This window comes from Haemophilus parainfluenzae (genome assembly GCF_014931395.1).
Taxonomy (GTDB): Bacteria; Pseudomonadota; Gammaproteobacteria; order Enterobacterales; family Pasteurellaceae; genus Haemophilus_D.
In genome coordinates this window covers 1,498,536-1,519,200 of the sequence record NZ_CP063120.1, presented here as the reverse complement: position 1 = coordinate 1,519,200, position 20,665 = coordinate 1,498,536, and the positions used below count along the sequence as shown (strand labels likewise).

Sequence of the window (20,665 nt, the reverse complement as noted above, 5' to 3'; positions counted from 1 at the left end):
TTATGTTATTTTCCTAAATTCTTTTTCACAGCTAAGATTTTTTTGAGTGGATATTTAATTAATTTCTTCACTACATTATTAGATTTTGAACCACGAATCGCTTCCAAATTACTCACTAATTGTGGGTTTTCAATGGCCATAAGCGGACGAACCACATTGTTATTAATCTGGAATTGGGTTTCAAATAATAAGAAATCATCAGCAAGCCAAAACGGTTTTTCTTGTTCGAGTTGCTTTAAAAATGCACGTGCCGCTGATTTTTTGATTAAGTATGCCACCGTACCTGCAAAATAACTTTTATATGGATAAGCTACGGTGACATCACCAATTGTTTGGCGCAAGAATGAAAAAGTGGTTGGATAATTAATCTCTAATTCCACATCATTAAATTCCGCAATTTTCGATTGTCCGATTAATACAATATCCGCATCACATTTTTCGGTTAAGAATGCGATCGTTTTTGGTGATAAATTTGAATTAAACAACGCATCATCTTCACAGACTAACGCATAATCATTTTCCGTCACATTTTGATCTTCTACGATCTGACGATAAACCGCTAAATGACTTAATGTACAACCTATTTCGCCTTTTGTGACGTTGCGTCCATAATGCTGTTCAAACTTCGTTGGATTGAATACTTCTGCCAATTCATCCCACTCTTTTTGCATGGTATTAATCGCTGAAAAGACAACGAAATCTTCTGTATCCGGTTGAGCAAAAAACAGCTCACGACGCTGAACATCTTTATCTAGTGAAATCAAATATTTATTCATAATTATCTCAAATTTGGTTTTTGCAGTAATTTGATTACAACAAACGGAAATAGTTGCAAATTATACTAAAGAAATAATCCAATAGCATGGCTTTTAACACAACTTTAAAAAGCCTTAAAAAAATAACCGCACTTTAAATGCTTAAAGCGCGGTCTATTTTAAACGGATTAATATGTTATTTCTTTCAATTAGAAAATTGCAGTCGCTAAACCGACTACAACACTTAAAGAAAGCACTACAGCTAACATTGCGTAACCAAAATCACTCATTTTAATTTCCCACTTGTTTAGTTAAAGATAACCCATTCTAACAATAAAGCACGTTTTTTCAAAAATTTTTTATAATTTACTTAACCTATTTGGTGACAGTCTTTATAATAGGAAAAATTCTCTAGAGGCAAAATTATGGCAACAATTAAAGATGTCGCAAAAATGGCTGGTGTTTCCACCACCACTGTTTCACACGTAATTAATAAAACCCGTTTTGTAGCAAAAGAAACCGAAGAGGCGGTGATGCAAGCCATTAAAAGCTTGAAATACTCACCAAGTGCTGTTGCGCGTAGTTTGAAAGTCAACACGACAAAATCCATAGGGATGATTGTTACCACCAGTGAATCCCCTTATTTTGCTGAAATCATTCATGCCGTTGAAGATCATTGTTATCGTCAAGGCTATTCACTTTTTTTGTGTAATACACAAAATGATCCTGAAAAAATTAAAAACCACGTCGAAATGCTTACCAAAAAACGCGTAGATGGTTTATTGGTCATGTGTTCTGAATACACACAACATTCACTTGATGTGCTTTCTAGTTTCTCGTCTGTGCCGATGGTGGTAATGGATTGGGGTCCAAATACAGATACCGATATCATTGAAGATAACAGCTTTACGGGCGGTTACCTTGCTACTAAGCATTTAATTGATTGTGGTCATAAAGAGATTGGTCTTATTGCGGGTGAATTAGATAAAACGACGGCAAGAACCCGTTACGAGGGCTTTGTAAAAGCCATGAATGAAGCCAATCTACCAATCCATGAAAATTGGATTATGGAAGGTTTCTTCGAGCCTGAAGACGGTTACGAGTGTATGAATAAAATTCTCGTACAAGACAGCCTACCTACTGCCGTATTCTGTTGTAATGATGTGATGGCATTAGGGGCAATCTCTGCGATTACGGAAAAAGGTTTACGTGTACCTGATGATATCTCGATTATCGGCTATGATAATATTCACTCATCACGTTTCTATGCACCGCCACTCACCACGATTCACCAATCGAAGTCTCGTTTAGGTGCGCAAGCGGTTAATCTTTTATTTGAGCGTATTGCCAATAAAGATAACGATAATCACGAAAAACACCGCATTGCGATCCATCCTGAACTCGTTATTCGAAAATCAGTTCGCAACCTTAAATAAACATTAAACTTTTTGACCGCACTTTGAATTTTATCTAAAAAAGTGCGGTCATTTTTTTACTTATTTTAGCCTTTTTTGATTTAATGCAAGTTTTTAACGTATAGCATTTGATCCCGATACATATTTTTGGTTATATCTCCCCTAGTTTTATTTTTTTCTTTATCGGAGTTCATATGACTGATGAGTATCGCACTCTCCGCCATAACATTAATATGTTAGGGCGTTTTCTTGGAGAAACCATTAATGATGCACAAGGCGAAGACATTCTCACTTTAATTGAAAATGTTCGCCAATTATCCAAACAATCTCGAGCGGGCGATAGCCAAGCACGTAAAACATTGTTGGATACCCTTTCCACCATTTCAAATGAAAATATTATTCCTGTTGCACGAGCATTCAGCCATTTTCTTAATTTAACGAATATCGCTGAACAATACCAAACGGTCTCTCGCCAACATAAAGATTTGCAATCTTCTAATCGTTCATTAAGTACTTTATTCCAACGCTTAAAAGCATTAAATGTTTCAAAAGAGGAAGTCTACAAAACCGTTGAAAACTTACTCATTGAGCTTGTATTAACCGCACACCCAACCGAAACCACACGTCGTTCGTTAATCCACAAACACGTTGAGATCAATAAATGCTTAAGCAAATTAGAACACGATGATTTGACGCCTAAAGAACGCGGCATTATTGAACGCTTGCTACTTCGTTTAATTGCTGAAGCATGGCATACCAATGAAATCCGTACCGTTCGCCCTACGCCATTTGATGAAGCAAAATGGGGCTACGCCATGATTGAAAACAGCCTATGGCAAGGGGTGCCGGAATTCTTACGTCAATTAAATGAACATGCTCGCGAATTCTTAGGCTACGATTTACCAGTAGGCTTACGTCCTGTCCGAATTTCTTCTTGGATGGGTGGTGACCGTGATGGCAACCCATTTGTTACTTCAAAAATTACTCAACAAGTACTCTATTTTGCTCGTTGGAAAGCAGCGGATTTATTCTTAAATGACATTAAATCGCTTGCCGATGAATTATCCATGGTGAAATGCATACCAGAATTTACCGAAAAATATGGTGAACATTTAGAGCCTTATCGTTTTGTAGTCAAAGCACTTCGTGCAAAACTTATCGCCACTCTGGATTACTTTGATGATTGCCTGGCAAATCGTCCGCCACGCGTAAGCCAAGCCGATATCATCATGGAAGATAATCAACTTTGGGAACCACTCTATGACTGCTATCAATCGTTGATGGCATGCGGTATGCGGATTATCGCTAATGGTTCCTTACTGGATATTTTGCACCGCATTCGCTGTTTTGGGGTTACCCTTTCACAAATGGATATCCGTCAAGAAAGTACGCGTCATACCGATGCTATTGCAGAAATTACCCGTTATCTTGGCATTGGCGATTATGCACAATGGAGTGAAGCTGAGAAACAATCTTTCTTGGTGCGTGAATTGAATTCTCGTCGCCCATTAATTCCAACCCATTGGGAACCCTCTGCTGAAACCCAAGAAATTTTAGAAACGTGTAAAGTCATTGCACAACAAAAACAAGGCGTGATTGCTTGCTATATTATTTCCATGGCAAGAAGTGCCTCTGATGTGCTCGCCGTACATTTATTATTAAAAGAAGCAGGTGTGCCTTATCACATTCCTGTCGTGCCACTCTTTGAAACCTTAGATGACTTAGATGCTTCTGAAGGGGTCATGCGTCAATTGTTTAATATTGGTTGGTATCGTGGCGTAATTAACAATCATCAAATGGTGATGATTGGTTATTCTGACTCTGCTAAAGATGCAGGTATGATGGCGGCTTCATGGGCACAATATCGTGCACAAGAAGCATTAGTTAATCTAACCGAAGAATTAGGTATTGAACTGACTTTATTCCATGGTCGTGGTGGTACGATTGGGCGAGGTGGTGCACCTGCACATGCGGCATTACTTTCTCAACCTCCACGCTCACTCAAAAATGGTTTACGTGTGACTGAACAAGGGGAAATGATCCGCTTTAAACTTGGTTTACCCGAAGTTGCGGTTGAAACCTTTGATCTTTACGCGAGCGCGATTTTAGAAGCAAACTTACTCCCACCGCCAGAACCTAAAGCAGAATGGCGTACCGTCATGGATGAGCTTTCCGCTACTTCATGTGACATTTACCGTAGTGTTGTTCGTGGTGATAAAGACTTCGTGCCTTATTTCCGCAGTGCCACACCGGAACAAGAACTGTCTAAACTACCACTTGGCTCTCGCCCTGCAAAACGTAATCCAAATGGTGGTGTGGAAAGCTTGCGTGCTATTCCATGGATTTTTGCTTGGATGCAAAACCGCTTAATGCTACCAGCATGGCTTGGTGCGGGTGCGGCAATTCAAAAAATTGTAGATGAAGGCAAAGGCCATATTATTGAAGAAATGTGTAAAGCTTGGCCATTCTTCTCTACTCGAGTGGGGATGTTAGAAATGGTGTTCAGTAAAACCGATACTTGGCTTTCTGAGCAATATGATCATAACTTGGTGAAAAAAGAGTTTTGGTACTTAGGTGAAAATCTGCGTAATCAACTCAATGCAGATATTAAAACTGTGCTTTCGCTTTCTCACAAAGATGAATTAATGGCGGACTTACCGTGGATCGCCGATTCTATTGCATTACGTAATGTTTATACGGATCCGCTCAATCTCCTTCAAGTGGAATTGCTCCGTCGTTTCCGTGAATCGCCTGAAAACCCAAGCCCTGATGTGGAACAAGCCTTGATGATTACCATCACAGGTATCGCTGCAGGTATGCGAAATACGGGCTAGTTACGGCAACTAAAAATAAGTGCGGTCAAAAACAACAACGAATTTGACCGCGCTTTTTATTTATTCATTACATTTCGACAGATTTGGGAAAATTCAGACATTAATGCAAAAAATTGAGTAGATTTCTCTTTTCCAAATACATTAAATGCATTCTCAAACATCTCTGTGGTCGCCTTATAAATCGGTTCTGCTTGCAATTTACCTGCATTTGTTAATTGCATAATTCGCTCACGCTTATCCATTGAACTCGGATAAAATTCAATCCAGTCTTTTTCTCGAAACTCTTTGCAAATATTAAACACGGTTTGTTTAGGTATATACCATTCATCACAAATTTTCTTTTGTGTGCATTGCCCATTTTCAGCTCCCGCTAAACAATAAAGCACTGCAAAATGATTGTAATTAAGTGCAAACTTAAGATCGATCCATGTATCCAGCACCTCATCAATTTCTGAAATGTGCTTACCAAGCAACTCAAAATTATTCATTTCTATCCCTCAACTTTCTCTGTTTGTCTTATTCTATCATTTCAATTATAAAAATATAGTCTTAAAATTTACTTTACTTTAGTAAATTTTAAGACTATAATTTGTAGAGTTTAGCAATTATTAGACTATATTTTTATGACTAAAATGACTTCAAATGCGATAGAAAATATTAAATCAATCGCCAAAAACAACAAAAAACGTCTTTTCTTTACTTTCAGCTTGGTCACATTAGAGAACATTCTCTTTATTACTTATCCCGTTTTTGGGGGCTTTGCTGTTAATGCAATAATGAATGGAGATGTCTTGCTTTCACTTAGCTATTCCCTTTTAGTGCTTATCATTTGGGGAATTGGTGCAGCTCGCCGTGCAGTAGATACTCGTAGTTTTGCTCGTATTTACGCAGAGCTTGCTGTGCCGGTTATCATTAACCAACGAGAGAAAGGATTAAACATCTCAGCAATTACTGCTCGTGTAGCATTATCACGTCAATTTGTGGACTTTTTTGAACAACATCTACCAACATTAATTATGTCGAGTTTTTCCATCGTTGGTGCGGCTATAATGCTATTATGGCTAGAATTTTGGTCAGGCATAACGGCTTGTCTAATATTGGTATTTTTTGGTCTTTTATTACCTAAATACTCAAAAACAAATGATTTGCTTTATTTAAAGCTTAACGATCGGTTAGAAAAAGAAGTCAACGTAATTGAACAAAAAAGCAATTATCACTTAAATAAACATTATGACTGGCTCGCCTATTTACGTATCCGTTTATCTAATCGTGAAGCAACGGGTTATTTATGGATTGGCATTGCATCAGCTATTTTATTTGGTGTCACTGTAGTTAATTTAGCCACAACTAAAGGTGTGCAAGCTGGGCATATTTATGCAGTAATTACTTATCTTTGGACATTTGCGATTAGTCTTGATGATGCACCTCGATTACTCGAGCAATTTTCTAATTTGAAAGATATAGGAAAACGAGTTGAGGTTTAACTACTATAAGCAAAATATAGATGAATTTGACCGCACTTTTTGTTTTCTGTTTCTTGCGGTATCATACGCGCAATTGACTTGATGAAGGAAAACCCAATGACAACTGATATTCAAAAACTCGATCCCGATGCAGCGATTGATCTTGCTTATGATATTTTCTTAGAGATGGCAGGCGAAAATCTCGATCCCGCTGATATTATGCTATTCAATCTGCAATTTGAAGATCGTGGTGCAGTCGAGTTTGTCGAAACAGCGGGTGATTGGGAACAAGAAATTGGGGTGTTAATCGATCCTGAGGCTTTTGCTGAAGTTTGGGTCGGATTAGTAAATGAGAAAGATGAAATGGATGATGTGTTTGCGAAATTCTTAATTTCACACCGAGAAGAAGATCGTGAATTCCACGTTATTTGGAAAAAATAGTCCTCTTCTCACACATATCAATTTATAAACTAAAACCGGTTTAATTTAACATTAAACCGGTTTTTGCTTAACAGATTCGCGGTAAAGGTTCGTTGCGTGGTAAGTCTAATAAACGACTTTGACCGAAAAGACCAACTGCACGAACTTTGCCATCAGTCGTTACCTCGCCAATGACTGCCGCATTTTCACCTAATGGATGGCGACGAAGTGCGGTTAGAATTTCAGCTGTTTTTTCTTTGTCCGCCACAATCACCAATTTGCCTTCATTGGCAAAATTTAACGCATCCAAACCGAGTAATTCACAAATACCGCGCACTTCCTGACGAATTGGTAACACTGTTTCATCAATTTGAATCCCTACTTTTTGTGCCTGTGCAAATTCGTGAAGTACTGCATTCACACCACCACGGGTCGCATCGCGTACAGCTTTCACCCCTTCAATTGGACGAATGCAATCAATGAGCGGTGCAAGCACAGCACAATCACTGCGTAAATCCGTTTGAATACCGAGGTGTTCGCGTAAATTCAAAATGGTTGCTCCATGATCCCCCAAAGTACCACTGACAATAATCTGATCACCAGGTTGAATGCGATGCACGCCCCAGTCGAGTCCGTTTGGAATAACACCAATACCGGCTGTATTGATAAACACTTTATCTATCGCGCCTTTTTGTACTACTTTGGTATCACCTGTTACCACTTGAATACCGGCTGACTGACAGGCTTTTGCCATCGATTGAATCAATTTTTTTAAAGTTTCCAGTGGTAAGCCTTCTTCCAAAATAAAGCCACAAGACAAATATTTTGGTACAGCACCGCATACCGCGATATCGTTAGCGGTACCACATACAGCGAGTTTACCAATGTCGCCACCAGGGAAAAAAATCGGATCAATCACAAAACTATCGGTAGAAAATGACAATGTTCCACCTAAAGCATCTAACTCTTGTAAAGCAATACGAGCCTGATCTTCGCCTTGTGAAAGTATTGGATTATCAAATGCCTCGACAAAATAATCGCGGATCAACTCTTGCATTGTGGCACCACCATTTCCGTGTGCCATTGTAATAAAATCAGTCATTGTTTTATTCCCGTCTATATTGATAATAGGCCGCACATGCCCCTTCGGAAGACACCATCAATGCACCATAAGCATTGTCAGGATTGCATTTTTTAGCAAATAATGGGCAATCCGCCGGCTTACATTTTCCGATCAGTACATCACCGCAGCGAGAATCAGGATCATCGGCAACTTGATGTGGCTGGCAAGCAAAATGCGCTTCTGCATCAAAGCATTGATAATCATCTGTCAGTTCAACACCCGATTCCGCAATTTCGCCTAATCCACGCCATTCACTGCTGGCTTTCAAGCGGAACACTTCACTGATTGCCTGTTGTGCTAACTCATTGCCATGTTGGTGTACGATACGTTTATACTGATTTTCCACTTCACAGCGTTTTTCAACAATCTGTGTCACCAACATTAAAATTGCTTGTAGGATATCTAAAGGCTCAAAACCAGTGATCACAAAAGGCTTATGGTAGGTATCACACAATTCTTGATAAGGTTCAGAACCAATCACCATGCTAACATGACCTGGAGCAAGGAAACCGTCAATTTTGACTTGTCCTTGTGACAATAAGCTGTGTAATGTTGGGATGATGGTAATATTTTGGCATACCACAAAAAAATTGTTTACCTGCTGTTTTTTTGCTTGTTGCAAGGTAATTGCAGCACTCGGCATGGTTGTTTCAAAACCGAGTGAAAAGAACACGACTTTTTTGTCTGGATTATTTGATGCGATATTCAATGCATCAAGTGGTGAATAAACGATACGAACATCCGCACCCTGTGCTTTGGCTTCTAATAATGAACCTAAACGTCCACGTACTCGCATGGCATCACCGAAAGTACAGAAAATTACTTCTGGGCGACGAGCAATCTCAATACATACATCAATTCGCCCCATCGGTAAGACACATACCGGACAGCCTGGACCATGAATAAATTCAATACTTTTCGGTAATAAACGATCCAGCCCAAATTTAAAAATGGTATGAGTATGTCCGCCGCAGACCTCCATCAGATATAACGGATTTTCTGGCGTAAAGTGCGGTTGGTTTTCCATTATTTTTTGTAACCGCTGCAACAGACTTTTAGCCAGTTCAGGATCACGAAATTCATCAACAAACTGCATTTGATGCTCCTATCTTTCTTGCGCTTTTAACCAGTCTAGCCATTGCTGTAACCCTTCTCCACTTTGAGAAGACAACTGGATAACCTCAATTGTTGGATTCACTTGTTTCGCATAAGCAATACATTTTTCCACATCGAAATTTAAATACGGCAGTAAATCGACTTTGTTTAAAATCATTAACTTCGAAGCCGCAAACATATGTGGATATTTTAGCGGTTTATCTTCACCTTCTGTCACGGATAAAATCACCACTTTAGCATGCTCACCCAAATCAAATTCTGACGGACAAACTAGGTTTCCGACATTTTCAATAAACATCAGACTATTTTCCTGTGGCTGCAATTTCACCAATGCATTACCAATCATTTGTGCATCTAAGTGACAACCTTTGCCCGTATTAACTTGAATCGCCGGCACACCGGTTTGACGAATACGATCCGCATCGTTCTCTGTTTGCTGATCGCCCTCGATCACATAACAAGGATAGTCATTTTTTAATGCGTTTAGCGTGGTCGTCAATAAGGTTGTTTTGCCTGAACCTGGACTTGAAACAAGATTAAGTGCCAAAATGTGTTGATTGGCAAAAAAGCGACGATTCATATCGGCTAATTGATTGTTTGCACCAAGAATATCTTGTTCTACTTTCAGTAATCGTTGCTGGGTTTCTTCTTGTTGTGGAGAGTCTGGCATGCGGAAGGAAGAGTGAGAAAAATTAGGTAGTTTTGTTGCATGTTCCGCATTGGAATCATGATGAACATGCGGTAATTCTCCGATTCTGACTTGGTCTGGATGGCCACAGCCACAGGTTGTACACATAAGTCACCTCAATAATTTTTCGTTTATTCTGTAAATACTTAGAATCTATGGTAATTCACATGCATTAGAATACCATATTCTCTATCTTAAATATATTCTTTGAAGAGAGATAAATACATACTATCAAGTAGTTAGCGTATTTTATATTCAAAAGATCAGGTTAAATTTGCCAATTTAGACATCTTGCTATTTTACGGCAATTTCTTTCACTCTAAATTCGGTGCCACTTCGACGTTGTAAACATGCGCTGTGACAATGTGGACAGCAATCTTGATAGGCTTCAATCTCAACTTCCTTTTGACATTGCCAGCACCATGCAATCGCAGGTAAATGAATAAAATGTAACTGACAGTTTTCAGCAACGGTATCTTTGCGCATAATTTCAAAGCAAAATTCTACCGCACTTTGCTCGACACAAGACAGTGCCCCAATTTCTAGCCAAATATCTGTCACTTCATGGATTTCATGCTTTTTCTTTTGTTGATCAATAATTTCCATAATATTCTGACAGAGAGACATCTCATGCATGATTTTCTCCTTAAAATAAAAAAGCAGTCTGTTCCAATTCTACTCTTTTTTAATGTTTATTTTCAGCATTTCTGTGTTTCGTTGTTCGATATTTAAACATTGTTTGAAAAATTTTTACTGGTACTCGTACAAGAAATCATTTTAGCGGCACAAAATTAATGCCGCTATGTTGCAATAAAGTATTCATTAAATCATTATTTTGTTCAAACTGGCTACATTTGCCTTTGAGCTGAATTAAGCGAATTCTCAAGTGAGCCAATTCATGGATCCGTTTTGATACTTCTCGAATATGTCTATCTAGCAACTCATTAATTTCTCTTTCCTGCTCTTGAGTAGCACATTGAGGATTGAGCAACATTTTGATTTCTTTTAGTGAAATATCCAAACTGCGGCAATAGCAAATAAAAGAAAGTTGTTTCAAATGCTCTTCCGTATAAACGCGAAAATTACCACTTGTTCGCTTAGCGGGTTCGATCAATCCTTGTTTTTCATAGAAACGTACGGCTTCCACCGTACAGCCAACAATGTTGGCTAGCTGACCAATTTTCATTTTTTTAAAATTATACTTGACTCTGAAGTTACTTTATATTTTATACTTTATCATAGTATTCACATGTTAGAAAAGGAGAACTTCCATGAAAAAAACAGCATTACTTATCACTGCACTATTCGGTGCTTCACTCGCTAATGCACATAATGTTTGGTTGGAGCCCGTTAAGGATGTAAAAGGGCAATATGTGGTTAAATTTGGTCATGAGGAAACCGAAACCTATCCTCAAAGCAAATTAAAAGCTGTACGCCTACTTGATGCGAAAGGTCAATTGCAAAATGCCACAGTAAACTTTAAAGAAGGCGAAGCACACTTTGCTGCACCTGATGCTGCCATCGCATTTATTCGCTTTGATAATGGCGTTTGGTCAAAATTGCCAAGCGGTAAATATGTCGAAAAAACCAAACAGCAAGCACCTGAAGCTGCACTCAGTGTTAATCCAGTCAAATTCGGCAAAGCGATTTTACACTGGGATGCACAAGCAAATAAATCACACAACATGGATTATGAATTGATCCCACAAAGTGAACCGAAAGCGGGACAACCACTCGATATTCTCGTGTTAGTAAAAGGTAAACCTGTGCAAGGCATCAAAGTGGGTTTAGGCGAAGATCACCCATTCAACTTAACCAATGAAAAAGGTATTGCACAATTCACCCCTAAAGCGGGTTATAACAAAGTCTGGGCTGAATTTGACGAGCCGGTTAAAGACAATCCTGACTATAACAAACGTAGTGTTGAATATATGCTAACTTTTGACGCGAAATAATGAAAAGAGTTGTATTTTTAACCGCACTTTTCACCTGGCTGTGCGCACCATCAGCATTGGCTCATAGTCTGCATGTTTTTGCACAATATGATGGACGCACAGTTTCTGGCAAAGCCTATTATTCCGACATGACCCCTGCGGCAGAAACCTATATGGAGATTTTGCAAGCTGGTCAGGACTCCCCTCTATTGGAAGGTAAAACGGATCGCGATGGGCAATTTGCCTATCCGATCAATACGGCTGCCGAAGGTGCCATTAAAGTAGTGATAGAAGGTGAAGAAGGACATCGAGCCTCAATTGTTGCCAACAGAGTATCTGCGCAAACCACTAATAACAGTGACAATGCATTGATGTTGGTCCGCGAAGATATTTCTAAATTAAAAGACAAAATTTACCTGCACGATATTATTGGCGGTATCGGCTATATTGTTGGTATTTTTGGCTTATGGGCATTGATTAGAGCCTCAAAGATGACGCGTGCGTCGCAATCTAAGGAAAGATAATATGCATTTATCGGAAGGTGTGTTGCATACACCCGTACTGCTTGGTGGTGCAGCTGTCGCATTAGTCTGCGTAATGATTGGTCTGAAACGTCTCAATTCGCAGCAATTGCCGCTAACAGCATTGTTTGCTGCTGCTTTTTTTGTTGCTGGAACCATTCATGTACCGGTAGGCATTGGTAGCGTGCATCTCATTTTAAACGGCATGGCCGGCCTGTTTCTTGGCTGGGCGGTTTTTCCTGCTTTTTTAATCGCATTAGTCCTACAAGCCCTGCTCTTTTCCTTTGGTGGATTTGCCGTATTAGGTGTCAATTTATGCGTAATGGCATTACCTGCCCTTCTTGTACATTGGCTATTTGCAAAAAGACTTGAACATGACAATTCCCATCGCACTCAAATTACTGCCGGTATTGGTGCTGGCGTGATCGGCGTTGGCGGTTCAGCCTTGCTCGCTTCTTTGGTCTTGGCTATAGATGGCGGTAAAGCCTATAGCGACCTGATTATGCTTCTGGTGATATCACATATTCCCGTATTTATTATCGACAGTATCGTCAGTGTTGGTGTGGTCTTATTGTTAAACAAAATGTATCCAACAGCGCTCAGTGTGGTGAAATGAATTTCCTTGCTATTTTTCAACCGCACTTGCGATTAATTTATGTGTTTTTATGTGGACTTATCGTCAGCACAATGACACATATTTCAACGCTTATTATCCTTAATCTTATCGTATTCGGCGGATTACTTATTGCACTAATACGCTATCGGAAATCCCTTGCCGGTTATTTCAAATATTGGCTAAAACTGAATTTTTTCACTTTGCTTGTTTGGTTGACCTTAAGCTGGAAAATCACCGAACAAGGTTTAACATTAACTCCAGTAGGGACTGAGCTTGCAATGCTCATCACGCTACGTTTCAATTTGATTTTAAGTTTAACTCGACTCTTGTTAATAGATATGAACGAGAGCCTTTTATTGCAGGCATTGTGCCGTTTGCCATTACCTGAAAAACTACTTCACCTATTTGTTCTCACTGTTCGCTATATTTCAGTGTTCAGTGAAGTACATAAAAAGATGGATATGGCAATGCGAGCACGTGGCTACCAGCCAAAACTTAATGGCAGAACCTTATTTATCGCCGCGCAGCGTGTGGCATTATTATTAATTCATGCACTCGTTAAAGCAGAAAAAACAGAAATGGCGCTAAAAGCTCGTGGCTTTCAGCTGCATGATGTGAAAAGAACACAGGATAAATCTTGATGAACGTCCTCGAAGTCAAACAATTACAAATCATGCGCGATCAGCGTGTGATTATTGATAACCTTTCTTTTGAACTCCCTGAAGGCCATCGTCTTTTTTTACAAGGTGATATTGGTTGTGGGAAATCAACCTTATTACACTGTCTATTAGGTTTTATACCTCACCAACAAGGAGAAATTCGCTGGTTCGGTAATGTATGTCGACAAGAAAAAGATTTTGTGCCACTACGTGGAAAGGTAGGCATCTGTTTCCAACATGCCGGCGATCAACTTTTCGGCCCAACTGTACTTGATGATGTGGCCTTTGGTCCTCTCAATCAAGGATTGAACAGAGATGAGGCCTATCAAATTGCATTACAACAATTAGAACGCCTAAATATTGTTGGGTTAAAAGATCGTTCTGTGAATACCTTATCTGGAGGTGAACAGAATTTTACTGCGCTAGCCGGCGTACTGGCGATGCAGCCCAAAGTATTATTATTAGATGAGCCAACGAATGGACTGGATGTAAAAAATATCGCCAAACTGACCGCACTTTTACGCGAATTACAGTTGCCAATGCTTATTGCTTCACATGATTTACGCTTTAGTGAAACACTTGCGGATTCCTGTTTATCTTTAGCTGCGGATAACGATGGCTAAATGCACTCATAATGCGTACGGAAATAATTCAATAAAAAACGGGCGAACCATTTAAGTTCGCCCGTCATTCATTTATGACGCTAATCAAGCCACAAGTGCGGTTTCTTTTAAGCGATTTTTTAATTTCGCGTATTCAGTTACCACATAGCGTTCAGCCCAGGCTTGGTCTTCGATTTTATCAATACGAACCGCGCTATATTTGTATTCCGGCGTTCTAGAACCAGGGTTCAAATGTTCAGCGGTTAATTCGTTACATTTACCGATCCACCATTGATAGGTCATATAACAAGCGCCTTTGTTAGTACGCGTGCTCACATCTGCGCGAGAAATAACTTTACCACGTGATGAGGCAATCCAAACCAAGTCGTTGTTTTTAATGCCCAATTCTTTGGCATCTTGATCGTTCATTTGTACGAATCCCGGCTCATCCGCAAGTGCAGCAAGAGCTCGGCAGTTACCTGTCATTGAACGGCAAGAATAGTGACCAACTTCACGAACTGTAGAAAGTATCAATGGGAATTCTTCAGAGAGATCTTCCATCGGTGGTTCCCAGTCGCACGCAAAGAACTCTGCTTTGCCGTTCGGACGGTCGAAGATTTGGCCTTTATACAAGTATGTTGTACCTTGATCTTCAGGGCCTTCGTCAGTACATGGCCATTGGATATAGCCCATGCCTTCCATTTTTTCGTAGGTTGCCCCTTTGTAGATTGGGCAAAGTGAACGAAGTTCATCCCAAATTTCTTTGGTATTGTTATAGTGCATTGGGTAGCCCATTGCTGTAGCAAGTTCGCTAATGATCACCCAGTCGTCCTTGACATCGCCAGTTGGTTCAACGGCTTTATAGAAACGTTGGAAACCACGGTCAGCGGCACTATACACACCTTCATGCTCAGCACAAGAAGTAGCAGGCAATAAAATATCTGCTTCTGCGGCTGTTTGAGTCATGAAGATATCTTGAACAATGAGAAGTTCAACTTTCTCGAAGGCTTTTTTAACCGCATTAATATCAGGCTCAGTTTGTAGTGTATCCTCACCCATGATATAGAATGCTTTAATTTTATCTTCCATGATTGCTTCAGGCACTTCACTCAACGGCACACCTGGTTTGGTTGGAATAGATGGCACGCCCCAAGCTTTCGCAAATTTTGCATTAGTTTCTGGGTCAGCAAAACTTTGATAGCCTGGTAATGTGTTGAATAATGCACCCATATCGCACGCGCCCTGTACGTTGTTTTGACCACGTACTGGGTTCACCCCAACATTTGGTTTACCTAAGTTACCGGTAAGCATTGCCAAACTTGCTAATGCACGTACGGTTTCTACACCTTGACGGAATTGGCAAACGCCCATACCCCATAAGATAGTAGCTGTTTCCGCTTTCGCATAAGTGCGGGCAATTTCACGCAACATTTCAGGTTCAATACCTGTGATATGTTGTGTGGATTCCGGTGTATAAGCTTTCACGGTTTCATAGAACGCATCGAAGTTTTCGGTGTGTTCATCAATAAATTTTTGATCTTGTAATCCTTCTTCTAAAATCACATTCATCATAGCATTCAAGAATGCTACGTTAGACCCGTTAGCAAGCGGCGCATAAATATCCGCAATACGGGCTGTTTCGATTTTACGAGGGTCACAAACAATAACTTTCGCCCCTTTTGCTTTGGCGTGGTTAATCCGACGCGCCACAATAGGGTGTGAAGTGGAGGCATTATAGCCAAAAATGAATACGCATTTGGTATCTTCAATCTCAACAATTGAGTTGGACATTGCGCCGTTACCGACCGATTTGAGCAGACCTGTTACAGAAGGGCCGTGTCACACGCGCGCACAACAGTCAATGTTGTTATTTCCTAATACCGCACGGGCGAATTTTTGCATAACGAAGTTCACTTCGTTACCTGGGCCACGGGAAGAGCCCGTTACCATAATTGATTCGTTACCGTACTTTTCTTTGATTTCACTGAGACGTTTTGCTGTGTAAGAAATCGCTTCTTCCCAGCTCACTGGTGTGAATGGTTCGCCACGTTTGTAGCGGATCATCGGTTGAGTTAGGCGAGGAGTCAGGATTTTTGTATCATGCACAAAATCCCAGCCATAATATCCTTTTAGGCATAACTCCCCTTCGTTTGTCTTGCCGTTTGCACCTTCAGCTCCCACAATTTTGTTGTTTTCCACCAAAAGATGGATTTTACAACCTGAGGCACAATACGGACATACGGTAATTACTTTTTTAATAGCCATAGTAACGTCCTTATTTTAGATACAACACGAGGTTAGAGATAGAATTAGAATAATTAATTCTGGGTATATATTACACCCAAAATCAACTTATAGTATTACAAAAAACATGGATTTATTGATATAAAACAGGTTTTCGTCATATTTTAAAAATATTTTTAGAAATCCCCCCACTTTTTTACAAAACAGGAATCTCTTCAAGCGATCTTCCCTCTTTTAAAAAATCATACATAAATTGCACAGACTCTTTTACGCTTTCTGTCATTGGAAAACCAAAGGAAACCAGATCAGGTTGAAGCCCCACAAAAACGATTTGTTTAATATCTTGTTCCAGTTGTTCAATGAGGTAATTGAGCGGCATATTATGCGTACTCATGAAAAACATTTCAGCAATGCTCTCTTTTTCAATGATTCGGATTTTGCCCGGTGCTAATTCCATATCAGCCGCATCGAAAATTAAAAGCAAATCGGGTTTCATATCTCGCACAATATGTGCAACATTTTCCGGTGCTGAGCCACCATCAAGTGCGGTCCAATTTGGCAATGGATTTTCATTTAATAACTGATAGAGATAAGGGCCTGCACCGTCATCCCCCATCATGCTGTTGCCAACGGTTAAGATCACATTATTCGTCACGACGTTTCACCATAATATACATCACTGGTTCACGCTGAATCGATGCTAACGTATCCATCAGGATTTCGACCCACTCTTGATGTTCTGGGGTGAAATTGGCTTTGTTTTCATCCATCGCTTTCGCCAATAAATTGACATGGCTAGAATCAATCACTATTTCACCGAATCGCATTAAGCCGGCAAATTTACGTTTAGCATCCCCTTCTGGAAAGCTATCTACAAAACGTTGATAAGCATCGTAGTCACAAACCAGTAATTTTTTAAAACAATCAATTACGCCAACATGGTGACCAATCGCCAAAGAGTAATACATCACCTGTTTTGCTTGCTCTGGCACTTGTTCATCGTTTTCGACGAAACGTTCGTTTAATAAATAGAAAAAGACTTTCGTTGTCATAACATTCCCATTTTTATAGGGGCAATCACTTGCCCCATCATTAATTATCCCGAAAACGGCAGACTAATCGCATGTAAACGATTGACGATTTCGCTTAAACGCGGATCGGCTTCGCGTTCTAGGTATTCACCTAAACGTACACCAAATGGCACTTTGTCATTTTCTGTCATCATTGCCATAAATTGGTTAGCGATGTTACCGCCTTGACGATAACCGGCAAGACGACGTGCTTCACGTTCAAGGCTAATACGTAAATCCAACGGAATGGTTGGGAAACGCAATTTAGCTTCAGCGTTAGGATCAGCTTTTTCTTGTTTACCTTTAAGCTTTTGATCAAGTAAACCAAGTGCTACCGCAAATCCATAAATGGTCGCTGCAGGGGTTGGAGGACAGCCAGGGATATACACATCAATTGGCACAATTTGATCACTACCGCCCCAAACACAATAGAGATCGTGGAAAATACCACCGCCACAACCGCAAGCCCCGTAAGAAATACAGATTTTTGGATCTGGTGCAGCTTGGTAAGCACGCATTGCTGGCGTACGCATCGCACGGGTAACAGCACCAGTGAACAATAAAATGTCCGCATGACGAGGTGAAGCCACCACTTTAATACCAAAACGTTCCGCATCGAATGTTGGCGTAATGGTACTGAAAATTTCGATTTCACACCCATTACAACCGCCGCAGTCCACACGATAAACGTAAGCTGAACGTTGAATATCTTTCAGCAACGTTTGTTTCATTTTGGCAATATTTTCATCAATACTAAACGGTGTTGATATGCCATTGACCGGCATTGGAATTTGTGTGTTCATCGTCTTTCGCCTCCTGCTAAAACGTTAGGTAAATCAACCGCACTTTGTTCTCGTTGCTCGAGCGCTTTTTTGAAATTCAAGCGAACCGGCTCTTTAAAGTCGATTAATTTCATCCGCATATTGGATTCCATATTCGCGGTTTTTTCTAAGCTGTGCTGACGTTTACAAACCGGACAAGTATGCAACTCCGCCAATTTTTGTTTCACTAATTCAGGTTTATCCAAAGTTTGTTTGAATAAATCAATAGTGTAATTCAATTCTTTATAAGAAATAAACGGTTTACCACATTCCTGACAAGTTACTGTTGCAAAGGTTGTTTCTTGGAAAAGATCCTGTTTATTGGTCACTGATAATTCAAAATCTTGTGACAAGCGAATGGCTTTGGTTGGACAAACCTCTTCACAACGACCACAGAAAATACAACGACCAAGAAATAATGACCAGGTACGGTCACCTGTCACCGGATCCGTTCTCATGGTCAACGCATTAGCTGGACAGGCAATGGTACAAGCCGCGCAGACAATACATTGATCAGAATTAAGTTCCGGTTTACCTCTAAAATCCTCATCGACTTCATAAGGTTTGAACGGATATTTGGTGGTGACATCACCTGCTTTAAATACCGTTTTTAGTAATTTAAACATATTCCGCCTCCCCTATTTCAATGGTGAATTTTTACGTTCGATACCGTAGCGTTCAATCTCTTTATAATCTACGGTTTTCGCTTTGCGTTTACGCACATCCACCACGGTGACACGGTCGGTACAAGAATAGCAAGGGTCAAGGCTACCAATAATAAGTGGTGCATCAGACACTGTATTGCCACGCAACATATAGCGTAAGGTTGGCCAGTTAGCATAAGTGGCAGCACGACAACGCCAACGGAAAAGTTTTTGGTTGTCTCCTAGCATTGACCAGTGAATATCTTCGCCACGTGGAGCTTCGGTAATCCCTAAAGCAAAACGTCCAGGCGTATAATTGAAACCTTCTTTTAAGATTTCACCACTTGGCAAATTGTCCACCATGTAATCGATGATATTCATGGATTCAAACACTTCATTAATCCGCACTTTCACACGAGATAACACGTCACCATTGGCTTCAGTGAAGAGATTGAAAGGAATATCGCCATAACCGGAGAATGGGTGTACTTTACGCACATCACGAGCAAAGCCAGAACCACGAATCATTGGCCCAACCGGGCTAAAGTCACGAGCGATATCTTTTGCCAAGACACCTACACCCACCGTACGTTGTTCCATATTCGGTGTATTCAATAAAATATCGGTTAAGGTTTTGAGTTCTTCACGCATTTCACCGATAAGTTTAATACATTGCTCACGTTGATGTTTCAACATATCACGACGCACACCACCGATAAGGTTAATACCATAGGTTTTACGTGCACCGGTTAGCACTTCTGCCAAGGTCATAGATTTCTCACGAACGCGGAAGAATTGCATAAAGCCAGTATCAAAGCCGGTAAAGTGACTAGATAGACCTAAGTTTAATAAGTGACTGTGCAAACGTTCGACTTCTAATAAAATCGCACGAATCCATTCAGCGCGTTTTGGAATTTGAATCCCCAAAGCACTTTCGACGGAATTAGCATAGGCCACACTATGTGTGAAACCACAAATTCCACATACACGGTCAGCCAGGAAGTTAACTTGGTCGTAATCCATACGGGTTTCCGCCAATTTTTCCATACCACGGTGCACATAGAACAAACGATAGTCCGCATCAATGATATCTTCCCCATCCACGAACAAACGGAAGTGTCCAGGTTCATCAGAAGTGATATGTAACGGGCCAAGTGGAACGATACGTGCTTCGCCTTTTTCGTTAATAAATTCGTATGTTTCTGTCGCGGTTGTCGGATCGGGACGTAAACGATAGTCCATGGAGTCTTTACGTAATGGATAAAGATCATCCGGCCAATCATCTGGCAACACTAATCGGCGTTGGTCAGGTAAACCGACGGCTTTCAAACCATACATATCGAATAATTCACGTTCGCCCCAAACCGCCGCTTTGACTTTTGGTGTCACAGACGGAAATTCTAAGCTCACAGGATCAACTAAGGCTTTAATGGTGATAAAAGTTTTCACTTCCCCTTCCATGGAAAGCACGTAGTACACTGCATAGTTGCCATGAATTGAACGCTCATCATTCCCGAATACCAAAGGTAACCAACCTTCATGTTGATAATAAAGGTATTCAACAACATCAGGTAACATATTGGTTTTAATGGTAAGTGTAACCTGATTTGGTGTTGACCACTCCTCATCCAAAATGGTATTTGGAAATTTTGCATTGACTGCTTCAATGTAATTTTTGCCAATCATTTTGGCTGGATCGACTGATGTATTTTTAGTTAATTCCATATATTTATCCCTCCT

General features: G+C 40.2%; 22 protein-coding genes. 9 read left to right on the top strand and 13 right to left on the bottom strand.

Features of this window, described 5'->3' with window-relative positions:
- Positions 1-5 precede the first annotated feature (5 nt).
- Positions 6-776: a glycosyltransferase family 25 protein gene (locus INP94_RS07600; RefSeq protein WP_269475097.1), complete on the bottom strand. Its 771-nt coding sequence runs from the start codon at positions 774-776 to the stop codon at positions 6-8.
- A 404-nt stretch (positions 777-1,180) separates the two neighbouring features.
- On the opposite strand from INP94_RS07600, the gene purR reads away from it, so the two are divergent.
- Positions 1,181-2,191 (top strand): HTH-type transcriptional repressor PurR, encoded by a 1,011-nt coding sequence (gene purR / locus INP94_RS07595; RefSeq protein WP_197543198.1) that lies wholly within the window; start codon positions 1,181-1,183, stop codon positions 2,189-2,191.
- Between the two features lie 173 nt (positions 2,192-2,364).
- Positions 2,365-5,004 carry a phosphoenolpyruvate carboxylase gene (gene ppc, locus INP94_RS07590; protein ID WP_197543197.1) on the top strand — a complete coding sequence of 880 codons (2,640 nt, stop codon included), beginning with the start codon at positions 2,365-2,367 and terminating at the stop codon, positions 5,002-5,004.
- Between the two features lie 56 nt (positions 5,005-5,060).
- Here ppc and INP94_RS07585 read toward each other — a convergent pair whose 3' ends face one another.
- Complete coding sequence (locus INP94_RS07585; RefSeq protein WP_197543196.1) at positions 5,061-5,492, bottom strand: MarR family winged helix-turn-helix transcriptional regulator; 432 nt, start codon at positions 5,490-5,492, stop codon at positions 5,061-5,063.
- A 135-nt stretch (positions 5,493-5,627) separates the two neighbouring features.
- Here INP94_RS07585 and INP94_RS07580 point away from each other — a divergent pair, with 135 nt between their 5' ends.
- Together INP94_RS07580 and INP94_RS07575 are read left to right on the top strand one after the other, a co-directional pair.
- Positions 5,628-6,488 carry an ABC transporter six-transmembrane domain-containing protein gene (locus INP94_RS07580; RefSeq protein ID WP_197543195.1) on the top strand — a complete coding sequence of 287 codons (861 nt, stop codon included), beginning with the start codon at positions 5,628-5,630 and terminating at the stop codon, positions 6,486-6,488.
- A gap of 96 nt (positions 6,489-6,584) precedes the next feature.
- Positions 6,585-6,908 carry an HI1450 family dsDNA-mimic protein gene (locus INP94_RS07575; protein ID WP_197543194.1) on the top strand — a complete coding sequence of 108 codons (324 nt, stop codon included), beginning with the start codon at positions 6,585-6,587 and terminating at the stop codon, positions 6,906-6,908.
- 67 nt (positions 6,909-6,975) lie between these two features.
- Here INP94_RS07575 and hypE read toward each other — a convergent pair whose 3' ends face one another.
- The 5 genes from hypE to INP94_RS07550 all read right to left on the bottom strand — a co-directional run bounded on the left by hypE (position 6,976) and on the right by INP94_RS07550 (position 11,000).
- Positions 6,976-7,989 (bottom strand): hydrogenase expression/formation protein HypE, encoded by a 1,014-nt coding sequence (gene hypE / locus INP94_RS07570; protein WP_197543193.1) that lies wholly within the window; start codon positions 7,987-7,989, stop codon positions 6,976-6,978.
- 4 nt (positions 7,990-7,993) lie between these two features.
- Positions 7,994-9,106: a hydrogenase formation protein HypD gene (gene hypD / locus INP94_RS07565; protein WP_197542114.1), complete on the bottom strand. Its 1,113-nt coding sequence runs from the start codon at positions 9,104-9,106 to the stop codon at positions 7,994-7,996.
- A gap of 9 nt (positions 9,107-9,115) precedes the next feature.
- On the bottom strand, positions 9,116-9,922 hold the full coding sequence (hypB, locus tag INP94_RS07560) for a hydrogenase nickel incorporation protein HypB (protein WP_197543192.1): 807 nt from the start codon (positions 9,920-9,922) through the stop codon (positions 9,116-9,118).
- A 186-nt stretch (positions 9,923-10,108) separates the two neighbouring features.
- A complete protein-coding gene (gene hypA, locus INP94_RS07555; protein WP_005697604.1) occupies positions 10,109-10,450 on the bottom strand; it encodes a hydrogenase maturation nickel metallochaperone HypA in 342 nt (113 codons plus the stop codon).
- A gap of 136 nt (positions 10,451-10,586) precedes the next feature.
- Positions 10,587-11,000 carry a MerR family transcriptional regulator gene (locus INP94_RS07550; RefSeq protein ID WP_005697590.1) on the bottom strand — a complete coding sequence of 138 codons (414 nt, stop codon included), beginning with the start codon at positions 10,998-11,000 and terminating at the stop codon, positions 10,587-10,589.
- An 85-nt stretch (positions 11,001-11,085) separates the two neighbouring features.
- On the opposite strand from INP94_RS07550, the gene INP94_RS07545 reads away from it, so the two are divergent.
- Genes INP94_RS07545 through INP94_RS07525 form a run of 5 tightly spaced genes read left to right on the top strand, consistent with a single transcriptional unit; the run spans position 11,086 to position 14,167 of the window.
- Complete coding sequence (locus tag INP94_RS07545) at positions 11,086-11,769, top strand: DUF4198 domain-containing protein (protein ID WP_197543191.1); 684 nt, start codon at positions 11,086-11,088, stop codon at positions 11,767-11,769.
- Complete coding sequence (locus tag INP94_RS07540) at positions 11,769-12,272, top strand: HI_1622 family ECF transport-associated protein (RefSeq protein ID WP_197543190.1); 504 nt, start codon at positions 11,769-11,771, stop codon at positions 12,270-12,272. Before INP94_RS07545 ends, INP94_RS07540 begins: the two co-directional genes overlap by 1 nt.
- Position 12,273: 1 nt before the next feature.
- Complete coding sequence (cbiM, locus tag INP94_RS07535; RefSeq protein ID WP_197543189.1) at positions 12,274-12,885, top strand: cobalt transporter CbiM; 612 nt, start codon at positions 12,274-12,276, stop codon at positions 12,883-12,885.
- A complete protein-coding gene (locus tag INP94_RS07530; protein WP_197543188.1) occupies positions 12,882-13,526 on the top strand; it encodes an energy-coupling factor transporter transmembrane component T family protein in 645 nt (214 codons plus the stop codon). The genes cbiM and INP94_RS07530 overlap by 4 nt, the downstream gene beginning before the upstream one ends.
- Positions 13,526-14,167: an energy-coupling factor ABC transporter ATP-binding protein gene (locus INP94_RS07525; protein WP_197543187.1), complete on the top strand. Its 642-nt coding sequence runs from the start codon at positions 13,526-13,528 to the stop codon at positions 14,165-14,167. The genes INP94_RS07530 and INP94_RS07525 overlap by 1 nt, the downstream gene beginning before the upstream one ends.
- Before the next feature lie 84 nt (positions 14,168-14,251).
- On the opposite strand, the gene fdhF is transcribed toward INP94_RS07525, so the two are convergent.
- From fdhF to INP94_RS07490, 6 genes are all read right to left on the bottom strand, one after another.
- On the bottom strand, positions 14,252-16,411 hold the full coding sequence (fdhF, locus tag INP94_RS07520; protein WP_232087420.1) for a formate dehydrogenase subunit alpha: 2,160 nt from the start codon (positions 16,409-16,411) through the stop codon (positions 14,252-14,254).
- A 175-nt stretch (positions 16,412-16,586) separates the two neighbouring features.
- Positions 16,587-17,009, bottom strand: coding sequence for a hydrogenase maturation peptidase HycI (gene hycI, locus INP94_RS07510; protein ID WP_050854982.1), 423 nt, complete (start codon positions 17,007-17,009; stop codon positions 16,587-16,589).
- A gap of 25 nt (positions 17,010-17,034) precedes the next feature.
- On the bottom strand, positions 17,035-17,442 hold the full coding sequence (locus tag INP94_RS07505; protein ID WP_005696265.1) for a formate hydrogenlyase maturation HycH family protein: 408 nt from the start codon (positions 17,440-17,442) through the stop codon (positions 17,035-17,037).
- Positions 17,443-17,486: 44 nt separating this feature from the next.
- Positions 17,487-18,263, bottom strand: a complete 777-nt coding sequence (locus tag INP94_RS07500; protein WP_049365602.1) for an NADH-quinone oxidoreductase subunit B family protein — start codon at positions 18,261-18,263, stop codon at positions 17,487-17,489.
- Complete coding sequence (locus tag INP94_RS07495; protein WP_070583124.1) at positions 18,260-18,907, bottom strand: formate hydrogenlyase complex iron-sulfur subunit; 648 nt, start codon at positions 18,905-18,907, stop codon at positions 18,260-18,262. Before INP94_RS07495 ends, INP94_RS07500 begins: the two co-directional genes overlap by 4 nt.
- 12 nt (positions 18,908-18,919) lie before the next feature.
- Positions 18,920-20,650 carry a hydrogenase large subunit gene (locus INP94_RS07490; RefSeq protein ID WP_049365604.1) on the bottom strand — a complete coding sequence of 577 codons (1,731 nt, stop codon included), beginning with the start codon at positions 20,648-20,650 and terminating at the stop codon, positions 18,920-18,922.
- Positions 20,651-20,665 lie beyond the last annotated feature (15 nt).